The sequence below is a fragment of the Sphingobacterium sp. UBA6317 genome (genome assembly GCF_002440385.1).
Lineage (GTDB): Bacteria > Bacteroidota > Bacteroidia > Sphingobacteriales > Sphingobacteriaceae > Sphingobacterium > Sphingobacterium multivorum.
The window spans coordinates 49819-68487 of sequence record NZ_DJTD01000034.1 but is presented as its reverse complement, the minus strand read 5'-3'; the positions used below and the strand labels follow the sequence as shown (position 1 = coordinate 68487).

At 41.0% G+C, this 18669-nt stretch carries 13 protein-coding genes; 10 read left to right on the top strand and 3 right to left on the bottom strand.

The features are described from left to right. Nucleotides 1–425 precede the first annotated feature (425 nt). The 7 genes from B3E92_RS10405 (at nt 426) to B3E92_RS10375 (ending at nt 11554) form a co-directional block, all read left to right on the top strand. Entirely contained in the window at nt 426–1817 is a 1392-nt protein-coding gene (locus B3E92_RS10405) for an RtcB family protein (RefSeq protein WP_112376586.1), read from the top strand. Between the two features lie 5 nt (nt 1818–1822). After that, nucleotides 1823–2446 (top strand): peptide chain release factor H, encoded by a 624-nt coding sequence (prfH, locus tag B3E92_RS10400; protein WP_286842488.1) that lies wholly within the window; start codon nt 1823–1825, stop codon nt 2444–2446. Nucleotides 2447–2717: 271 nt separating this feature from the next. Beyond that, a complete protein-coding gene (locus B3E92_RS10395; protein WP_070565349.1) occupies nt 2718–5951 on the top strand; it encodes a SusC/RagA family TonB-linked outer membrane protein in 3234 nt (1077 codons plus the stop codon). Nucleotides 5952–5996: 45 nt separating this feature from the next. Beyond that, a complete protein-coding gene (locus tag B3E92_RS10390) occupies nt 5997–7508 on the top strand; it encodes a SusD/RagB family nutrient-binding outer membrane lipoprotein (protein WP_286896633.1) in 1512 nt (503 codons plus the stop codon). 435 nt (nt 7509–7943) lie between these two features. Then, a complete protein-coding gene (gene prpB, locus B3E92_RS10385) occupies nt 7944–8819 on the top strand; it encodes a methylisocitrate lyase (RefSeq protein WP_112376229.1) in 876 nt (291 codons plus the stop codon). Between the two features lie 10 nt (nt 8820–8829). Further along, complete coding sequence (gene prpC, locus B3E92_RS10380; RefSeq protein WP_112376587.1) at nt 8830–9981, top strand: bifunctional 2-methylcitrate synthase/citrate synthase; 1152 nt, start codon at nt 8830–8832, stop codon at nt 9979–9981. Nucleotides 9982–10102: 121 nt separating this feature from the next. Then, nucleotides 10103–11554: a bifunctional 2-methylcitrate dehydratase/aconitate hydratase gene (locus B3E92_RS10375; protein WP_204991080.1), complete on the top strand. Its 1452-nt coding sequence runs from the start codon at nt 10103–10105 to the stop codon at nt 11552–11554. A gap of 201 nt (nt 11555–11755) precedes the next feature. Here B3E92_RS10375 and B3E92_RS10370 read toward each other — a convergent pair whose 3' ends face one another. Continuing rightward, nucleotides 11756–13867 carry a 3-hydroxyacyl-CoA dehydrogenase NAD-binding domain-containing protein gene (locus tag B3E92_RS10370; RefSeq protein WP_286896628.1) on the bottom strand — a complete coding sequence of 704 codons (2112 nt, stop codon included), beginning with the start codon at nt 13865–13867 and terminating at the stop codon, nt 11756–11758. Between the two features lie 28 nt (nt 13868–13895). After that, nucleotides 13896–15071, bottom strand: coding sequence for an acyl-CoA dehydrogenase family protein (locus B3E92_RS10365; protein WP_204991081.1), 1176 nt, complete (start codon nt 15069–15071; stop codon nt 13896–13898). A 318-nt stretch (nt 15072–15389) separates the two neighbouring features. Between B3E92_RS10365 and B3E92_RS10360 the strand changes: the two genes are divergently transcribed. Then, entirely contained in the window at nt 15390–16568 is a 1179-nt protein-coding gene (locus B3E92_RS10360) for a thiolase family protein (RefSeq protein ID WP_112376231.1), read from the top strand. 123 nt (nt 16569–16691) lie between these two features. On the opposite strand, the gene B3E92_RS10355 is transcribed toward B3E92_RS10360, so the two are convergent. Next, entirely contained in the window at nt 16692–16910 is a 219-nt protein-coding gene (locus B3E92_RS10355) for a hypothetical protein (protein WP_046672939.1), read from the bottom strand. A 294-nt stretch (nt 16911–17204) separates the two neighbouring features. On the opposite strand from B3E92_RS10355, the gene B3E92_RS10350 reads away from it, so the two are divergent. Together B3E92_RS10350 and B3E92_RS10345 are read left to right on the top strand one after the other, a co-directional pair. After that, complete coding sequence (locus tag B3E92_RS10350; protein WP_083295901.1) at nt 17205–17945, top strand: histidine kinase; 741 nt, start codon at nt 17205–17207, stop codon at nt 17943–17945. Beyond that, nucleotides 17935–18657, top strand: coding sequence for a LytR/AlgR family response regulator transcription factor (locus tag B3E92_RS10345; protein WP_201303549.1), 723 nt, complete (start codon nt 17935–17937; stop codon nt 18655–18657). The genes B3E92_RS10350 and B3E92_RS10345 overlap by 11 nt, the downstream gene beginning before the upstream one ends. Nucleotides 18658–18669: the final 12 nt, after the last annotated feature.

Below are 18669 nucleotides of genomic sequence, written 5' to 3'. Positions count from 1 at the left end.
ATAACACCGCAAGCTTTTAAGGCAAATGGATTTGCTGAAAGCAATCTTCGTGCTTTTTGTCATAGTTAAGACATTCTTCAAAGTTGGAGCACATCGTGTTTGTTCAATCCGCTGGAATGAATAATCGGATCGCTTCACTTCTTTTGGAAAACCAATTAATACAGATGAAAAAGCCGAAGTTCATTCGGGCTTTTTATTTTTCCTGATTTTCGTTTCTATTCATACAACTTAGACACTTTAGGGGCATATGGCTTTCTGAAAAGCTGTTTATAATCCGCTCTTTCGCACGAATTAACTGTGCATAATGAAGAGCATTTGTTTAATAGATTCGTTATCTCTAAAAGAATATTCCCGAAATTTTTTCAAAAATGCTGCCGATTTCTACGATGGAATTGGTGGCTAATTATGTATGTTTTTTACAAAAAATGGGAAGTAAATTATCTGGAAAAGATCTAATAAAAATAGGTTTTCCACAAAATAATATAGTTAACACAGCTTTGGGACTGATCACAAGGTATCGAAAGAAAGAAAATAAAGAAACCATTCTTCTTGAACTTGCTGAGCTTTTAGAAGCTCCGAAGCGATTTATGGAGCATAAAATATGGGGAAAGCTTTCTGAAGGACTGGTGCAGCCCATAGAAATACGTGTCCGGGAGCTGAGCGCGCATAGAGCTCCATTTAACATATTTGGAGCAAATGAAATTGATGAGCAGGCGAAAAGACAATTGTACGATGCATTGCAATTGCCTATTTCAAGGCAAGGTGCATTGATGCCAGATGCGCATACAGGTTATGGGCTTCCCATCGGTGGGGTCCTGGCTACAGAAAATGCCGTTATACCCTATGGTGTCGGGGTGGATATCGGTTGCCGGATGAGCCTGTCGATATTCGACTTACCTGGCAGTTATTTTAAAGGACGAGAATTTCAACTGAGAAATATATTGAAGGAAAATACCAAATTTGGTTTAACCGACACGCATCGTGAGAAGTCTGATCACATCATTTTCAGTAGGGCGGAATTTCAGGAAATCCCGCTGTTAAAATCCCTGTTGGAGAAAGCTTATAGGCAATTCGGGACTTCTGGCAGCGGAAATCATTTTGTCGAAATGGGCATTGTTGAGCTTCATACCGTGCGGAACGAATGGGGGATGGATCCCGGGCAGTATTTGGGGATTTTATCCCATAGTGGTTCTCGCGGCCTGGGAGCACATATCGCTAAACACTATACGAGTCTGGCTGCCCAACTGTGTCCATTACCTCGTCATGTGCAGCATTTGGCCTGGTTGGATTTATCAACCCAAGAAGGACAAGAATATTGGATGGCAATGAATTTGGCAGGGGACTATGCCCAGGCCTGTCATACGGATATCCACCGACGTTTGGCTAAAGCACTTGGATGTAACCCAGTGGTAACGATCGAAAATCATCATAATTTCGCATGGAAGGAATTCGTGAATGGTGAGGAATATATCGTTCATCGGAAGGGAGCAACTCCTGCTGGAAAGGGTGTATTGGGGGTGATTCCCGGCTCGATGACAGCACCGGGGTTCATTGTGGAAGGGAGGGGAAACCCCTTAAGTTTACAGTCGGCATCCCATGGAGCGGGGCGGGTTATGTCGAGATCTGCCTGCAAAAATAATTTAACAAAAAGCGCCATGTTGAAAGATCTGGAAGCATGTGGTGTGGAGTTGATCGGGGGCGCGTTGGATGAGTCGCCACGTGCTTATAAAGATATTCATCGGGTGATGAAATTGCAGGAGGAACTGGTGAATGTTCTCGGAACGTTTAGTCCGAAGATTGTACGCATGGACAAATAAAGGTGATGGAAGAAAGGTATTTACAGGTTTCTTCGGGACGAGGTCCTAAGGAATGTAATATGGCTGTCCGGCTAGTATTCGATAGACTCGCTGTTGAAAGCCGTAAAGTTGGTGTAGAAGTCACGGAAATAGAAAGAGAAGACGTTGATGGACTTCCTTGTTCGTTAATCGTCAGATTGAGCGGAAGAGATATGGAACAATTGATTGATCATTGGGTTGGTACAATCTGTTGGGTGTGTAAAAGCCCCTTTCGTCCTTTACACAAACGGAAGAATTGGTTTGTCGACGTTAAAATGTACCATCCTGGGGAAAAGGAAAGGCTGTTGGATTTGAAGGATGTATATTTCCAAACAATGCGGAGTAGCGGCGCAGGTGGGCAGCATGTCAATAAAGTAAGTTCTGGCGTCAGAGCTACGCATGCACCGACAGGGGTGAGTGTTCAGGTGATGGATACGAGATCCCAATTGCAGAATAAGGAGATCGCAATGCTGCGCTTGGCTGCACGTCTTCGGGATTTAGGGCAGGCCAAGTTAAACGCGACCAAAGTACAAAAATGGAAAGATCAAATCGAGGTGTCACGGGGACAGGCAAAACGCGTCTTTCATGGACAAAAATTTATTGAAAAGTAAGTTATTTTTACTGTTTTACTGAAGCGAAAACCCTTGCTAGTATTTTGGCAAGGGTTTGTTTTTTAGCGTTAATTTTTTTATTTGAAAAATGCTCGCGGTTTATTTGTGGAAGGTCAATGATTTAAATTTAGCTGTGTTAGACTTGTAATATTTTAACATGTGATGTTAAAATATGGGTAATATTGGTCAATATCATAGCGTGCTCTGTTTTAACATTTGCATAATTTAGATTTTATAAAAGCATTTTAAACTAACTAACAGAGACTAGCTTATGAACAAAAGAAGTATTGCAATACTAGCATCCAATATACTAGTATGTTCTGCGCTTTATGCCCAAACAGCACTTAAAGGTAAAGTGTTGGATCAGGATGGCAAACCAATACCAGGGGTATCGGTAACCATTCGAGGCGGTGCCGGCACGCAGACAGGAATTGATGGTGGATTTTCATTAACATATACAGGTGGAGGAGTTTTAAATGTCACTGCAGTTGGTTATAAATCCAAGCAGTTTCAACTGAATAATCAAACGAATTTAAGCATTACATTAGAATCTTCAGCGGAGAATTTAGACGAAGTGGTGGTTACCGCATTAGGTATCACAAGAGAGAAGAAATCGTTGGGTTATGCCATGCAGGAGGTTAAAGCCAAGGAATTGACAGATGCCGGACAACATAGTCTAACAGGAGCATTGGCGGGTAAAGTTGCAGGTGTCCAAATAAACCAATTTGGTGGAGCGATCGGATCTTCAGCGCGTATTTCGATCCGCGGAAACACGTCGTTACAGGCAAACCAGCAACCGCTTATCGTAGTGGATGGTATTCCTATTACAAATAACTCTCAGCGTTCCGGAGATAATACCTATACTGGGGTGGATTACGGCTCGGGTCTAAACGACATTAATCCAGATGATATCGAAAGCATCAACGTACTGAAAGGTGGGGCAGCAGCACTATACGGTATGCGTGCTGGTACAGGCGTTATTATGATTACCACAAAATCTGGAAAACGGGCCGAAAACGGAGTCCAGATTTCATACGATGGTAATTTTTCCATCGACAGAGCCGCCAATTTACCGAAGTACCAAAATTTATATGGTCAAGGATCACGGGGGGATGAATACAGTTTTAAGAAATTTGGTGGAAATCTATCTTATCAGGATTATGTAACGCAGAATTCATTCAGTTACGTTGATGGCACAGGAAACATTGGTGTTAATGATAATATCGATGAATCTTGGGGGCCTCGCATGGACATTGGTTTGTTGATACCACAGTTTAACAGTCCGGTTGTGAATGGTGTACGCCAGGCAACAGCATGGAATTCACATAAAAACAATGTTAGAGAGTTCTTCCAGACAGGTTTTTCCCAAAACCATAATGTTTCATTGCTTTCCAAATCAGATCGATCTTCTACACGTGCATCTATTTCCTTTAGGGATCAAAAGGGAACAGTACCTAATACAGATCAGAAAAAATATACTGCCCAGCTGAACAATGAATATAAGGTTAGCGATAAAGTGTCTTATGACATTATGAGTAACTTTACGCGTACAGAAAGTAACAATTTGGTCACGCAGGGATATGATGCAGCAAATCCAATGAACGGCCTGATCTGGTTTGGTCGCCAGGTGGATATGCAAGACTTGAAAAATAATTGGGATCAAAAAGATGCGCAAGGGAAATATACCTATTACAATTGGAATTCCGCTTATCATATGAATCCTTTTTATACGATGCATGAATCCCGTAATGCGATGAAGATGAACCGTGTTTTCGGTAAGACATCCTTATATTATCAACCTTTTGATTTTTTGAAATTTGAGGGACGTGTAGGATTGGATTACTATAACACACATATGTTTGAGACGACTTATTTTAACTTTGATAACCAAGATGGTAAGTTCAATGACATAAAAAATAGCAATTCCGATTTTAATGCAGATTTTATCGCGAATTTCAATAAACAATTTGGGGATTTGAGTTTGACAGGTATTTTGGGTGCTAACTACCGCGATTATCAATATGAAACAAGTACACTAGGGGCCAAAGGATTAAATGTATTAGGCGTTTATACGATTGCGAATAAAATAGGAGATGCCTACACGTTTATGGATCATTCGAAAGGCCGATCCAATTCGGTTTACGCTCAGGCAAATTTGGGCTGGAAAGATCAATTATATTTGGATCTGACAGCACGGAATGACTGGTCATCGACACTACGGAAATCCTTTTTCTATCCTTCGGCAAGTTTAAGCTGGATTCCGACAGCTTCATTTGAAGGTCTGAAAAGTGATTATTTGAATTTTTGGAAAATGCGATTTAATTTGGTGAAAGTAGGTAACGCTACACAACCTTATCAAAATGGAAACTATTATTATGCACAAACAGATGCTTATAATAACCTAGCGCAAATGTACAAGAGTATGGTCTATGCGATCGAAGGCCTGGAACCTGAAGCTATCACTTCTTATGAAATCGGTACTGAGCTTGGATTATTCAAAGACCGTCTTCATTTAGACCTTACCTATTATCAAAAAATAAATAAAAAACAATTGCTTCCAGTGACGACCTCCAATGTGGTTGGGTTTAGTAGTATCTTCTTAAATGCGGGAGAAATTCGAAGCAAGGGTATTGAAGTTCAATTACGCGGTGATATCCTGAAACGTGAAGACGGATTGAATTGGACAACAACTGTCAACTTCTCAAAAGATAATAACAAGGTTGTTGAACTTTATCCTGAATTGGGCTTGAAAGATTACAGACAGGGTTGGACTTGGGGGATCTCCAATATGGCTTCTGTGGGGCGCCCTTGGGGAAGCTTGGTTGGCCCCGGTTACGATCGTGTAAAAGATGGACCGATGAAAGGTGCTATTAAAGTGGGTTCTAACGGTCTGGTTTCTACACCGCTTGATGGTCAAGTGATTGGTAATGCTGTGCCGGACTTCTTGGCTTCGATGCGTAATGACTTCACCTTTAAAGATTTTAGATTTGGCTTTATGCTCGATTTTCGTAAGGGGGGAGATATTTGGTCACAAACGATGTCCCATGGTTATGCGACGGGTATAGCTGAAATCACTGCTGCGGATGGCATTCGTGAAAGGGCAATTGTAGCAGGTCGGGACGTGATGAAGAATGAACGATTTGCAATGTCGGACGGAAAAGGAGGCTGGGTTGCAAATACCATAGAAACGTCAGCGCAGGACTGGTACGAAAATGGCGGGATTGCCGAAATGTATGTTTTTGATGGTTCTTTCCTGAAATTAAGAGAGGCCTATATTTCGTATAATTTACCAAAACATTTATATAGTAAAATAAAAGGGATTAAGCGGGCTAATATTTCTGTAACGGGTACCAACTTAGCCTTGCTTTGGGTGCATAAATCAAATACGATGCGGTTAGATCCCGAAGCAGGAGGTGTATCTAGCGATTCTAGAGGTGTAGGATTTGAGCAAGCGACAGTTCCAAACTCAAGAAGTATAGGTCTTAAACTTGGTTTTACATTTTAATTAATACATAAAGTTTAAGATATAGAACCCCAAAAAATTATGATTATGAATACTTTCATTAAAAAATTTAAATATACGCCTTTTTTAGCCGTTCTTTTGGTGACAGGTTGTACCAAAAATTTTGAGAAAATTAATACCGATCCGGATGCTTTAAATGACGTTCCACCACAAAATATGTTGGTCAACGTGATGCGAAATGCCGGAGACCAGTTTGGCGGTGACGTTGATGGTTATGGTACATTTGCTGGATATATTGTTAAAATTCAATATCCGGATAACCTGAGTGGATTGATTCCGACAAATAATACCTATGGCAATCGTTGGGCTGCTTGCTACTATAATATCACCCAAATGAAAGACCTGCTTAAAAAGACAGAAGCCAATGCTGAAGGGTATAAAAATACAAGGGCTATAGCAAGAATTTGGAATAACTACATGTGGTCTTATTTATTGGACGGCTGGGGTGATATTCCATATTCAGAGGCATTTAAAGGACGGCCAGAAGATGGTTCGGTATTGAAAGCCAAATATGATAAACAGGAGGATGTTTTTCCCGCAGTTTTAGCGGATCTCAAATCAATTGCTGATGAATTGGCGGCTGGTATTGGAACGGATGATGTTGGTAACTATGACGTCATCTATGGAGAGGCTAATAGTGGTAGTCCGGATGTAAAAACACAAATGTTAAGGTGGCAGAAGTTTTGTAATTCGCTACGCTTGCGGATGGCAATACGCATTTCTTCCGTTGCTCCGGCATTAGCTAAATCTACAATTGAGGAAATTGCTGGAAATAAGACAAAATATCCATTAATTGAGACCAATGCGGAAAGTTGTCAAATGTTTTTCCCTGGAAATCTGCCTTATATGGAACCTTGGTATGAGTCTGGCATTTACGGTAAACGCATCAACAATTGGGGAATGTTTGATATTTTTATCAATCATTTAACGGAAACGAACGACCCTCGGATTGAGTCGATCGCTCAGAAAAATAATGCCGGTAAATATGTTGGGTTTGTTAATGGTTCGTTGACTAATCCTTCCCCTTCAACGTCAATTTCATGGATTGGACTCCATTATATCAATAACCCTGCTGGGGCAGTACCTTTTTATAAAGCCTGTGAAACTTATTATATGTTGGCTGAAGCCGCATTATTAGGTTATAATGTTGGAATTACAGCTAAAGCAGCCTATGAAACAGCAGTTAGGCTATCTATGGAAGATAACGAAGTTGCTGAACCAGCTGTGAATGCTTATTTAGCCGGAGCGGGAAAATTTGATGGGTCGAAGGATCGTATCTATTGGGATATGTGGGTCGCTTTATTTAAAGAAAATTTTGAAGCCTGGAGTTTGTATAGAAGGACGGGAATTCCTAGCACCAATTATCCTTCAAAAATTCAAAATTCAGCAACTCCACATACAGACCAACCATTTCGCCTGCCTTATCCGAATAATGAATACCTATATAATACGGATAACGTTACAGCAGCTGCGCAAGGGACTGTGGATTATAACTGGGGAAAACGCTTATGGTGGGCTAAAAATAACGGTAAAAACTAGTTTAAAATGCTTTATTGAGCGGGTATCGAAAGATCCCGCTTTTTTTTTGCTCGTTTTAATGACAATTTTACCCCTTCGGTGCAAGACGTCCTGCCAACCTTTCTGATAAAGCCTCAACATCAAAAGTTGGGGCTTTTTGATTGCTAATGTATCCTCCCTTAGAAAAAATAGTACACGGTTGTTAAGGCCATTTAGCAGACTGAGGGAAAGCTTTAGCGTCTGAAATAATTTATTTTTAATTAATAGGGACTATTACCGTATTTTCTTCTGTTATTGACCTTTAATGTAGAAAATAATTTGTTTTATTGCGGTGATAATTAGTATCTTTAAGAGGAAGGGCCTCAAAAGAATTCCTTCGGACTAAGTAAACTTAAGTAGTCGCTGTAACCTGTATCTAAAGGAGGTTATAGGGCATGGAATTTCAAATTCGATATTATGATAAAATCCCCGGGCTTCCTTTTTAAGGAAGCGATCAAGAATGAAAAACCATTACAAATTGTTGGAGCGATCAATGCGAATCATGCTCTTTTGGCTGAACAGGCCGGTTTTAAAGCTATTTATCTTTCTGGAGGTGGTGTTGCAGCAGGTTCTCTTGGGATTCCGGATCTTGGGATTACAACACTTCAGGATGTTTTGATTGATGTGGATCGCATTACAAATGTGTGTAAGCTTCCTTTGCTGGTGGATATTGATACTGGCTTCGGTCCTTCGGCATTCAATGTGGCACGTACAATAAAGTCTTTAATTAAAGTGGGCGCGGCGGCAGTACACATGGAGGATCAGGTGGGAGCTAAGCGTTGTGGGCACCGGCCTGGGAAAGAGCTCGTCTCTCGATCTGAAATGGTTGACCGTCTGAAAGCGGCGGTGGATGCACGCACGGATGAGCATTTTGCCATTGGTGCACGTACAGATGCACTGGCTTCCGAAGGCCTTGAGCTTGCTTTGGAAAGGGCAGTGGCTTATAAAGAAGCCGGAGCGGATTTTATTTTTGCCGAGGCGGTGCATCATTTGGAGCAATACGTTCAATTTAGTGCGGCAACAGGTCTTCCGATTTTGGCGAATATCACCGAATTTGGACAAACACCGTTGTTTGGCCTGGATGAACTTCGTCACGCGGATGTTTCTATTGTCCTTTATCCGCTATCTGCCTTCCGTGCAGCTAATAAAGCCGCTGCAACTGTTTATCGTCATATTCGGGAAGATGGGGGGCAGCTGAATGTGATCGACGATATGCAGACGAGAGAGGAGTTATACAGAAGTATCGATTATTATGCTTATGAAAATCGATTGGATCAATTGTTTAACAAATAATTATATTCAGATGGAAGAGACAAACGGCGCAGGTTTTAAGCCTAAAAAAAGTGTAGCACTCTCTGGTGTAACAGCTGGTAATACGGCTTTGAGTACTGTCGGAAAAAGTGGTAATGATCTGCATTATAGGGGTTATGATATTTTAGATCTGGCGCATCAGGCAAGTTTTGAAGAGGTTGCTTACTTACTTATTTATGGAAGTCTACCAACACAGGCACAACTCGTCACGTATCAAAGTCAGTTGATCAGTCAACGTGGCCTACCTATTACTGTTCAACAAGTCCTTAAGCAGTTGCCATCTACAGCCCATGCCATGGATGTTTTACGGACTTATGTTTCGTTTTTCGGTAGTGTATCGCCAGAAAAGGATAGTCATCCCATTGCTGGTGCACGGGATATTGCAACTCGTCTGATGGCATCGATGGCTTCAGCACTGTTGTACTGGTATCACTTTAGTCAGCATGGACGTGAGGTGCAGGTTGAGACTTCGGACTCCACTTTAGGCGGACATTTTCTACATCTCCTGCACGGAAAGGTTCCATCGCCGTCTTGGGTGAGAGCGATGCAAATTTCACTTAATTTATATGCGGAGCATGAATTCAACGCATCCACATTCACCGCTCGGGTAATTGCAGGAACAGGATCAGATATGTATTCCTGTATAGCAGGGGCAATAGGTGCGCTACGTGGACCTAAGCATGGCGGAGCCAATGAGGTCGCTTTCGAAATTCAGAGTCGTTATGCAAATGCTGATGAGGCGGAAGAGGATATCCGAAGACGATTGGCAAATAAAGAAGTCATTATTGGATTTGGCCATCCGGTGTATACGATCTCGGATCCAAGAAATCAAGTGATAAAACAAGTTGCGAGAGAGCTGTCGGAAGAAGCAGGAGACATGACACTCTACCTGATCGCAGAGCGGTTGGAAAAAGTTATGTGGGAAGAAAAGAAAATGTTTCCGAACCTGGATTGGTACTCCGCCGTGTCCTATCATATTATGGGGATTCCAACGGAGATGTTTACGCCCTTATTTGTTCTCTCACGTATAACAGGCTGGTCAGCGCATGTTTTTGAGCAACGTCAGGATGGAAAAATTATCCGGCCGAGTGCAAACTACATTGGTCCCGATGATAGACCTTTTGTACCTCTTTCCGAACGGTAAATTTGGATTAATGAAAGGTGTTTAAAGTGCTTTTTGAACAGGGGGGAGAGGAAGAATTTAGCGCATAAAAAAAACGAATTATATTAATAAATAGAACGATAGTCTTATACGAAATACACGAATGAGTTCAGCAATATCAAATGAAAGACCACAACCGGATCAGGTTTTAGTGGACATTGTGGATTATGTCCTAAATTATAAAATTGAGGAAAAAGTTGCTTGGAATACAGCATTTTACTGTTTTCTCGATACCATCGGCTGCGGCTTGGAAGCATTGACTTATCCTGCCTGTACTAAATTGTTGGGGCCAGTTGTGGCAGGGACCGTTGTACCGAATGGTGCAAGGGTGCCGGGTACAAATTTTCAATTGGATCCCATTCAGGCTGCCTTCAATATCGGCACGATTATTCGATGGCTGGATTTTAATGATACCTGGCTAGCTGCAGAATGGGGCCATCCATCCGATAATTTAGGGGGAATTTTAGCTGTCGCAGATTGGTTGAGCCGAACCGATATTGCGAATGGTCAAAAACCATTGAAAACTAAAGTGGTGCTCGAGGCAATGATTATGGCTCATGAGATACAAGGTGTTTTGGCGCTTGAAAACTCGTTTAATAAAGTGGGTTTGGACCATGTTATTTTGGTTAAGGTAGCTTCAACAGCGGTGGTAGGTAGGCTCCTTGGTCTCACAAGAGAGGAATTGCTCAACGCGGTTTCTTTGGCTTTTGTCGATGGACAAGCTTTACGCACTTATCGGCATGCACCAAATACAGGTAGCCGAAAATCATGGGCAGCCGGAGATGCAACTTCACGTGCTGTTCGACTGGCCATGATCGCAAAAACAGGAGAAATGGGCTATCCATCTGTTTTGACAGCTCCAATCTGGGGATTCTACGATGTATCCTTTAAAGGAAGTGCATTTAAATTTCAACGTGGTTACGGATCATATGTGATGGAGAATATTCTTTTTAAGATTTCTTTTCCCGCTGAGTTCCATGCACAGACTGCAGCCGAAGCAGCAATGTTACTTCATCAGCAATTGAAGGAATTCGGAAAAAGTACTTCGGATATTGCCCGTGTTACCATTCGTACACATGAAGCGGCTATCCGGATTATCGATAAAAAGGGGCCTTTGCACAACCCTGCAGACCGTGATCACTGTATTCAGTATATGGTTGCTGTGCCGCTGATCTTTGGACGTCTGACAGCTGAAGATTATGAAAATCATATCGCTTCTGATCCAAGAATTGATGCACTGCGCGATAAAATTTATTGTATCGAAGATACTCAATTCACCCTTGATTATCACGATCCACAAAAGCGGGCGATATCAAATGCTTTGACCATTGAATTGACTGATGGGACCTTATTGCCTGAGGTAGTTGTCGAATACCCAATAGGTCATCCAAGAAGGAGGGCAGAAGGAATACCTAAGTTAATTGAAAAATACAAAACAAATCTTGCTCGGGTATTTTCTGAAAAACAGCAAAAGAAAATACTTGCAGCTACCTTGGACTACGATACTTTTCTCGAACAGGATGTTTCGCGTCTCATGGATTTGTTTGTGCGCTAATGATATAGCTAGGGCGACTCACCCTATTTGTCGCCCTAGCTTTTGTTTAGTACTTTATAACATCATTACGCAATTATATAGAATATTTAGTTTTAAAGATGTAATCCTTTGTTTGGTAGTTTTTTAACCCTTTAATGGTTATCTATTAGGGTAGCATTTAATAGGTGCTAGACAACTTCTTCAGTTGAGCACAGGTCGGTTTTAAGACCAGTTTGAGTCGAAACCATTATAAAATCTGAAATCTTTATCTGCCAGCTCTCTTAAAGATGCTGGAATATCCCATTGTTCACCGTAGGGCTGAAATAGTTGACATTCCGAAACGAATAGAGGAAGTGTTGTGAGATCGATGTGACCGAATACCCCCCCTGTATGGCTTGCATAACCAACCCCTAAGATGGAACCAATGTCGCCATCGATGGGTTGATGAAGTACACCTTCTGCGAGGCATCGGTAACTATCCAATGCCATAACATGCAATAAACGCTTACGGATAATTGTAGCTGTTATATTTTCCTTTACAGATGCAATTATAGGGTTTTTCCAAATTTTCTTCTTTTTGGTTTCAGTGCCATAATCGTAGAATCCAGCGCCTGATTTTTTTCCTTTTCTTCCTTGATCCACCATACCTTTGAGGTAATTGTATGCGCGCTTTTGGCTGGCATGTAGTTGTGGAAGTTGATCATACACGTGGAGCATTAGCTCCAAGGAGATTTCGTCTAATACCGCTAAGGGACCTACGGCAAAACCTGCAGCTATCGCTTCCTCTTCAATAAGAGTTGGAGAGATTCCTTCCAATACCATTGTAATACCCTCCAGTAAATAGTTGAAGAAAATACGCGAGGTGAAAAAACCTGGACCGTCTTGTACGACTATCGGAATTTTATTGAGGCGTAAAGCTGTGGCGAGTGCTTTCTCCAACGTTTTTTGCGCGGTTTGTTTACCACAGATGATTTCGACAAGAGGCATGCGGTCAACAGGAGAAAAGAAATGCATGCCGATAAAACTCTTAGGTTCGGTGCTTGCTTTCGCAAGCTCCGTAATGGGCAATGATGTCGTATTTGTCGCGAAGAACCCATTTTCACTTAAATAGGGTAAGCTTTCTTGTGTGACATTAGCTTTTAGGTGGAAATCTTCAAATACAGCTTCAATAATACAGTCAGATCCATTCAGATCACTGACTTGTTCCGTTGGTTTTATGCGTGCAAGCAATTGCACCCCTTGGGATGCGGTCATGGCCCCTAAAGCCAGTGATTTTTCACAAACCTGCTTAGCATAAGCTTTGCCGCGTTGGGCTTGGGAAATTGTAACGTCTTTTAAAGCAACTTCTATTCCCGCCCGGGCCGCCTCATAAGCGATCCCCGAACCCATCATTCCAGCACCCAGAATGCCTATTTTTTTTAGGCTATAATCCTCAAAATGGTTTATACTTTTGGGTGATTTCGCCAATTGGACACCATAATGAAGTGTACGGACCATGCTGAGTGGCTCGGGACGTTTTAATACGTGCAGGTACAAGTTTGCTTCCTGCTCGGCGGCCTCAAACGGTGTAGATAATTGTTTTTTTTGTAATAATTCAATAACTGCATTTGTACCGGGGTATAAGCCGCGTGCTTTTTTTTGGATAGCGAGAATTGCTTCAGGCCCCAGTTCGTCCATTTGTTTTGTGTGCTGGTTGGCATCAATGCTGGGAGGATGAAGAATCCAGTTTTTTGCTAAAGATAGGCAATCGTCCGGCTTCTGCGCCAATTCATTGATTAACCCAAGTTGATGTGCTTCTTCACTGCTCACAAGTTTGTTTTGTGTCAGCAGACTTAGGGCATTTTCAGTACCTATCAATGCTGGCAAATAGATCGTTGCACCAAAAGCCGTAAACAAACCATACCTACTTTCCGGAAAGCCAAACTGAAGTGTTTCGGAGGCGATACGATAATTAGACCATAGCATAGTCGCTAGGGCAATCGCAGTACAATTGTTAGTGAAAAGAGAGACAATTGGCTTTTTAAACGTTTCCCAACGCAAAACTTTTGATGTAAGCTCGAATAAGTCCGAAGGGCTCGAGCGGCTCGAAGAAAACTGCCTAAATAATTGCGCATACTCAATTTTTTCGTCTTGAATCGGGCAAGTGTATACGACGCCTACCGTATCTTCCCGTTCGAGAATGAACGTAACCAAATCGACAAATTGTGTGAGATAGCCTATCATATCCAACTGCTCTGGAGCTGCTGCCGATAGAGGTTGGATTGTAATGATATGATGATTATCCTGTTCTACACGAAAGAGAGGGTGTGTCCTATAAGATTTATTTTCATCCATTGTATTGGTCCTGATTTTTAAAAGCTTTCTATTGTTTGGACTTTCCGGATTGATAAGTCACATGATCTATTGTCATTTTCGCGATAATTTCGAGCATGATTTCTGAGGTTCCTCCGATAATGGTGCCGACACGGACATCGCGATATAAACGTGCGATTTTATAATCTTCTGTAAAGCCATAACCGCCAAATAATTGGAGACATTGGTTTACGACATTGACGGCGAGCTCACTTGCTTGTAGCTTCGCTATGGAACATTCTTGGACTGCATATTCGTTTTGGTCTTGGAGATCACAACAATGGTAGACAAAGGCTTTCGTGGTAGCAATATTGGCTGCCATTTGTGCGATCCGGTGCCGTATGGTTTGAAATTCCTGGATCTTTTTTCCAAAGGCTTCGCGTTGTGCGATATAATCAAGCGTATACTGAAATGCGGATTCTGCGGTAGCGAGACTATGAACAGCTGCGGTAAGCCTTTCCAACTGAAGTCCATCCATTAAATAGCGAAATCCTTCTCCGGCAATGCCAACAAGGTGAGAAATAGGGACTCGCACATTATTAAAACCTAGTTCGGCAGTGTCCGAGGCGTGCCAACCTAATTTATTGATTTTGTTTGAAGAGACTCCGCTTGCATTTCTGTCAATAATTAACAAGCTTATTCCTTTTGTTCCTTGGTCAGGAGCCGTTTTGACTGCTGTAATGAAAAAATCACCGTAGTAACCGTTGGTAATAAATGTTTTAGATCCGTTGACAATATAAAAATCTCCGTCGCGGACAGCTGTTGTTTTGATCTGCTTTACGTCAGAACCAGCCCCAGGTTCAGTAATAGCAACAGCGCTGATCATATCACCAGCAATAACCGGTTTAAGATAGCGTGCTTTCAGATCTTCTGATCCATATTTCAGTAGGTATGGAGCCGACATAAACTGAATGACAAGCGCGGAAATGGTAAATCCGCCAGAAAAACAATACGATAATTCTTCGCAGAGTATCAAGGAATAATAAAAATCGAGTTCTAGTCCGCCATACACTTCTGGATAATTGAGACCCATAAATCCCATATCACCCATTTTCTTCCACACTTTCCGGTCGATCTCCCCCTGTTTTTCCCAATCATCGATGTAAGGTGTAATCTCTTTTCGAATAAATGCGCGAAGTGTATCGCGAAAAATCTGATGTTCAGCTGTAAACCGGATTGTCTGCATAATCGTTTATCTTGCTTCTGGTTATCTTATGTAAGGGGGCCTCTTGAATGCCCGTCCATTAGGATGTTATCTAAACGAATTTAACGAAAAGGCTTGGCTTTTTGCAAATTTTTATTCTTTATTTTTCGTTTAATAGTTTAAGTAGGGAAGTTTTTGGGTTGTTTTTTTTCTATTTATTCTGTTTTTATAAAAAAAATAAAACCGACTTGTTGTGGGGTATCTGTTATATTTTTTATCTTTAAGATGAGGAAGGGCTGTTGCGGATACGCTTAGGATAGGCCTCCTAATTTTAGCAAAACAATTATAAATTTTTATATCATGTCAAAAAGCGTATTTATCGTTGCAGCGAAACGTACACCAATTGGAAGCTTTGGTGGAGCGCTATCGTCAATTTCAGCCACGAAGCTCGCAGCCCGGGTTGTCCGAGCGGTTGTTGATGAAGCTGGAATTGCCAGTGATTTAGTCGACGAGATTATTATGGGGGCTGTTTTGCAAGCTGATTTAGGACAAGCACCGGCTCGACAGGTTGCTCGTTTCGCCGGTTTATCAGATCATACAACTGCAACAACCATCAATAAGGTATGTGCAAGTGGCATGAAAGCCATAGCGGTTGCTGCGCAGAGTATTCTATTGGGAGATGCGGATGTTGTGATTGCAGGGGGGATGGAAAGCATGAGCAGGGTACCTTACTATGCAGATGCTATGCGCTGGGGTGCTAAGTTTGGTGCTCAAAGCCTGAGTGATGGCTTGCAACGCGATGGCTTGAGTGATGCTTATTCAAATGATGCCATGGGAGTCTTCGCGGAACTATGCGCCGAAAAATATCATATTGGTCGTGAAGAACAGGATAATTATGCAATAAGTTCCTATAAAAGAAGTCTCGATGCTTGGCAAAAAAATAAGTTTTTGAGCGAAGTCCAACCTATAACGGTACAGAGTCGAAAAGGAGAGGTGCTTGTTTCGCGGGATGAAGAGTTTTCTCAGGTCAATTTTGACAAGATACCTGAGCTTAAACCCGCTTTCAAAAAAGAGGGGACTGTAACTGCAGCGAACGCATCGACGATAAGTGATGGAGCTGCTGCGGTACTGCTCATGTCTGGTGAAAAATTGGAAGAACTTGGACTTGTCCCCTTAGCCGAGATTATTGCTTATGCTGATGCTGAACAAGTGCCAGAATGGTTTACGACAACGCCTAGTATTGCCACAAATAAAGTATTAAAAAAAGCAGGCCTTACCATTGATGATATTGATTATTTCGAATTTAATGAAGCCTTTTCTGTTGTCGCTTTGGCAAATGCACAAATTTTAGGCTTACCCTTGAACAAAGTAAACGTTTATGGGGGGGCGGTATCTTTGGGGCATCCATTGGGATGTTCGGGAGCTAGAATTGTGGTAACACTTAGTAGTATCTTAAGACAGGAAGGGGGATCATTAGGACTGGCTGCGATATGTAATGGTGGCGGTGGTGCCTCTGCCATGGTTATTAAAAAGATTTGATGCTTCTTCCAGCATAAGAATGCATTAATCTTATGCTGGAAGAAGTTCGGTTTTATTGAATTCGGTTGTTATTAACCATCTAGCTTCCAAGAAACTTATTTTATTTGCTATCAAGTCGTTTGTCTACTCTTCATATAGACGACTTGCTTCGACGCCATGGAGCGCAAGCTCCGATTCGATTTCCGTCGGGTTTAATCGAATGCCTTCTATGGTTAACAGATTGTAAATAGAATCCAAGTCGATTTTCCATTCGTGGATGCCATTCAGTTTTTCAACAGCTTGTTTAATTTTGTCTACAAGACTGGGATGTTGTGCATTAGTTTCGAAAATGAGCTTTTCCATAGTGTTTCATATTAGGCCTGATTAAAAATCAGGCGGGTTTAACCAAAATAGCGTAGACAATCATTTGATCGGCTAATTACAATAGTCTCAATATAAGGATAATAATCTGAAATTAATGTTTCAAAGTGACTAAATTGTAATGAAACTGTTAATTTTTGTAATAAATACATGAGAATTTTACAGTGCTGTATTTTGTTTAGATTGCTCAGATTTCATTTGATCGTTAACGAGTTTGATTATCCAGGTTTTCTGCAACTGGTTTTTCGTTTAGAATGAAATTTTAACTAAGTTTGGATGAACATGACAACTGAAATCTCGAATATAATCATTCTATTATTGCTGACCATTGTTGCTGTAGTATTGGTTTTGTTTCTATTGTTAAGACAAAAATACCGGAAATTAGAGGTCGAAAATAGACGACAAAAAGATCTTTTTAATCGTATGGACAATCAAAAGATAGCACATTTCCATCGGGCTCAATTAAATCCACATTTGCTTAAAAATTCGTTGAACGGAATACTTTCCCATGCTTATCAAACCTATTATACGATGGACAAATTGGCCATGGTATTGGATTACGTGTTGTATGAAAGCGAAGATGAGCTCGTTTCACCAAAGGCCGAAATTGAATTTGCCCGCAATCTCATTGAGATTAATAAAGTTAAATTAAGCCCTTTATTTGATATCCGCGTAAAATTTGATATTGATGAACTAAATGACGCTATATTGAACACACCTTCTTTTGTTCCTCTGATGTCGGTTGATTTAATTGAAAATGCGTTTAAGCATGCGGACTTTCACGGTCCGGATTCTTTTATCGCAATCATGTTGACCTTTAAGAACGGTTTATTCGAATTAGTTGTAAACAATCGAATATCAAAACGTTCACCATTGCAAAAGTCTAAAAGTGGAATAGGTAGCAAAACCTTGGAAGAGCGTCTCATGTTGTATTATCCAGGTAGACATCATCTGCGCAGATTTGTAGAAAATGATGTTTATACTGCCCACCTTCAAATCAGATTGTATGCCGATTGAAAAAAATTTGAAATGTATTCTTTTGGATGATGAAATACCAAGCTTGAGATTTTTGAAAATGCTATGTGAACAGATTCCTGGCTTGGAGGTGGTGAAAACTTTTAATGATCCAACTGTATTATTGAGTGAATACCGCAAGTTGAGTTTTGATTTTTGTATTCTGGATATTGAAATGCCGGAATTTAACGGATTTGATCTAGCCATAGAGCTAAAAGACTTTCCAATTGTGTTTTCTACCGCATATAAACAATATGCGAGCGAGGCATTTGACATCAACGCAGTAGATTATATGCGTAAACCACTGTCCTTGGAACGTCTTCAACAAGCCATTATGAAGGTTGAGCAGCTAATCAGCAAGCGATCTGAAACTGTCTCATTTGCGCAATTTAATACGAATAAAGGAAAAACAGTATTGTATTTCGAACAAATTAACTATGTTCAAATAGCTGAAGTAGACAGCCGGGATAAAACAGTTTATTTGGCGGATGGTTCATTTATTTTATTGAAAAATATAAGCTTTGATAAGCTGATGGAGATCTTGCCTGAACAGGATTTTATCCGTATCAATAAAAAAGAGATCATTGCAGCCAAGATCGTCAAATTTTTCTCGGCTGATGAAATTACAAGCACTTTGTTGGACGAACAAAATCTACCCCTTGTTTTTAATTTGGGCGAATCGTACAAGAAAATGTTTTTCGAGAAATTCAGTTGATTACAAAATTCT

Coding starts and splice junctions, on each gene's coding strand:
- B3E92_RS10350 (WP_083295901.1), top strand. CDS start 17,205: ATGAACATGACAACTGAAATCTCGAATATAATCATTCTATTATTGCTG.
- B3E92_RS10405 (WP_112376586.1), top strand. CDS start 426: ATGGGAAGTAAATTATCTGGAAAAGATCTAATAAAAATAGGTTTTCCA.
- B3E92_RS10370 (WP_286896628.1), bottom strand. CDS start 13,867: ATGGATGAAAATAAATCTTATAGGACACACCCTCTCTTTCGTGTAGAA.
- prpC (WP_112376587.1), top strand. CDS start 8,830: ATGGAAGAGACAAACGGCGCAGGTTTTAAGCCTAAAAAAAGTGTAGCA.
- B3E92_RS10355 (WP_046672939.1), bottom strand. CDS start 16,910: ATGGAAAAGCTCATTTTCGAAACTAATGCACAACATCCCAGTCTTGTA.
- B3E92_RS10375 (WP_204991080.1), top strand. CDS start 10,103: ATGAGTTCAGCAATATCAAATGAAAGACCACAACCGGATCAGGTTTTA.
- B3E92_RS10365 (WP_204991081.1), bottom strand. CDS start 15,071: ATGCAGACAATCCGGTTTACAGCTGAACATCAGATTTTTCGCGATACA.
- B3E92_RS10390 (WP_286896633.1), top strand. CDS start 5,997: ATGAATACTTTCATTAAAAAATTTAAATATACGCCTTTTTTAGCCGTT.
- prfH (WP_286842488.1), top strand. CDS start 1,823: ATGGAAGAAAGGTATTTACAGGTTTCTTCGGGACGAGGTCCTAAGGAA.
- B3E92_RS10345 (WP_201303549.1), top strand. CDS start 17,935: ATGCCGATTGAAAAAAATTTGAAATGTATTCTTTTGGATGATGAAATA.
- prpB (WP_112376229.1), top strand. CDS start 7,944: ATGATAAAATCCCCGGGCTTCCTTTTTAAGGAAGCGATCAAGAATGAA.
- B3E92_RS10360 (WP_112376231.1), top strand. CDS start 15,390: ATGTCAAAAAGCGTATTTATCGTTGCAGCGAAACGTACACCAATTGGA.
- B3E92_RS10395 (WP_070565349.1), top strand. CDS start 2,718: ATGAACAAAAGAAGTATTGCAATACTAGCATCCAATATACTAGTATGT.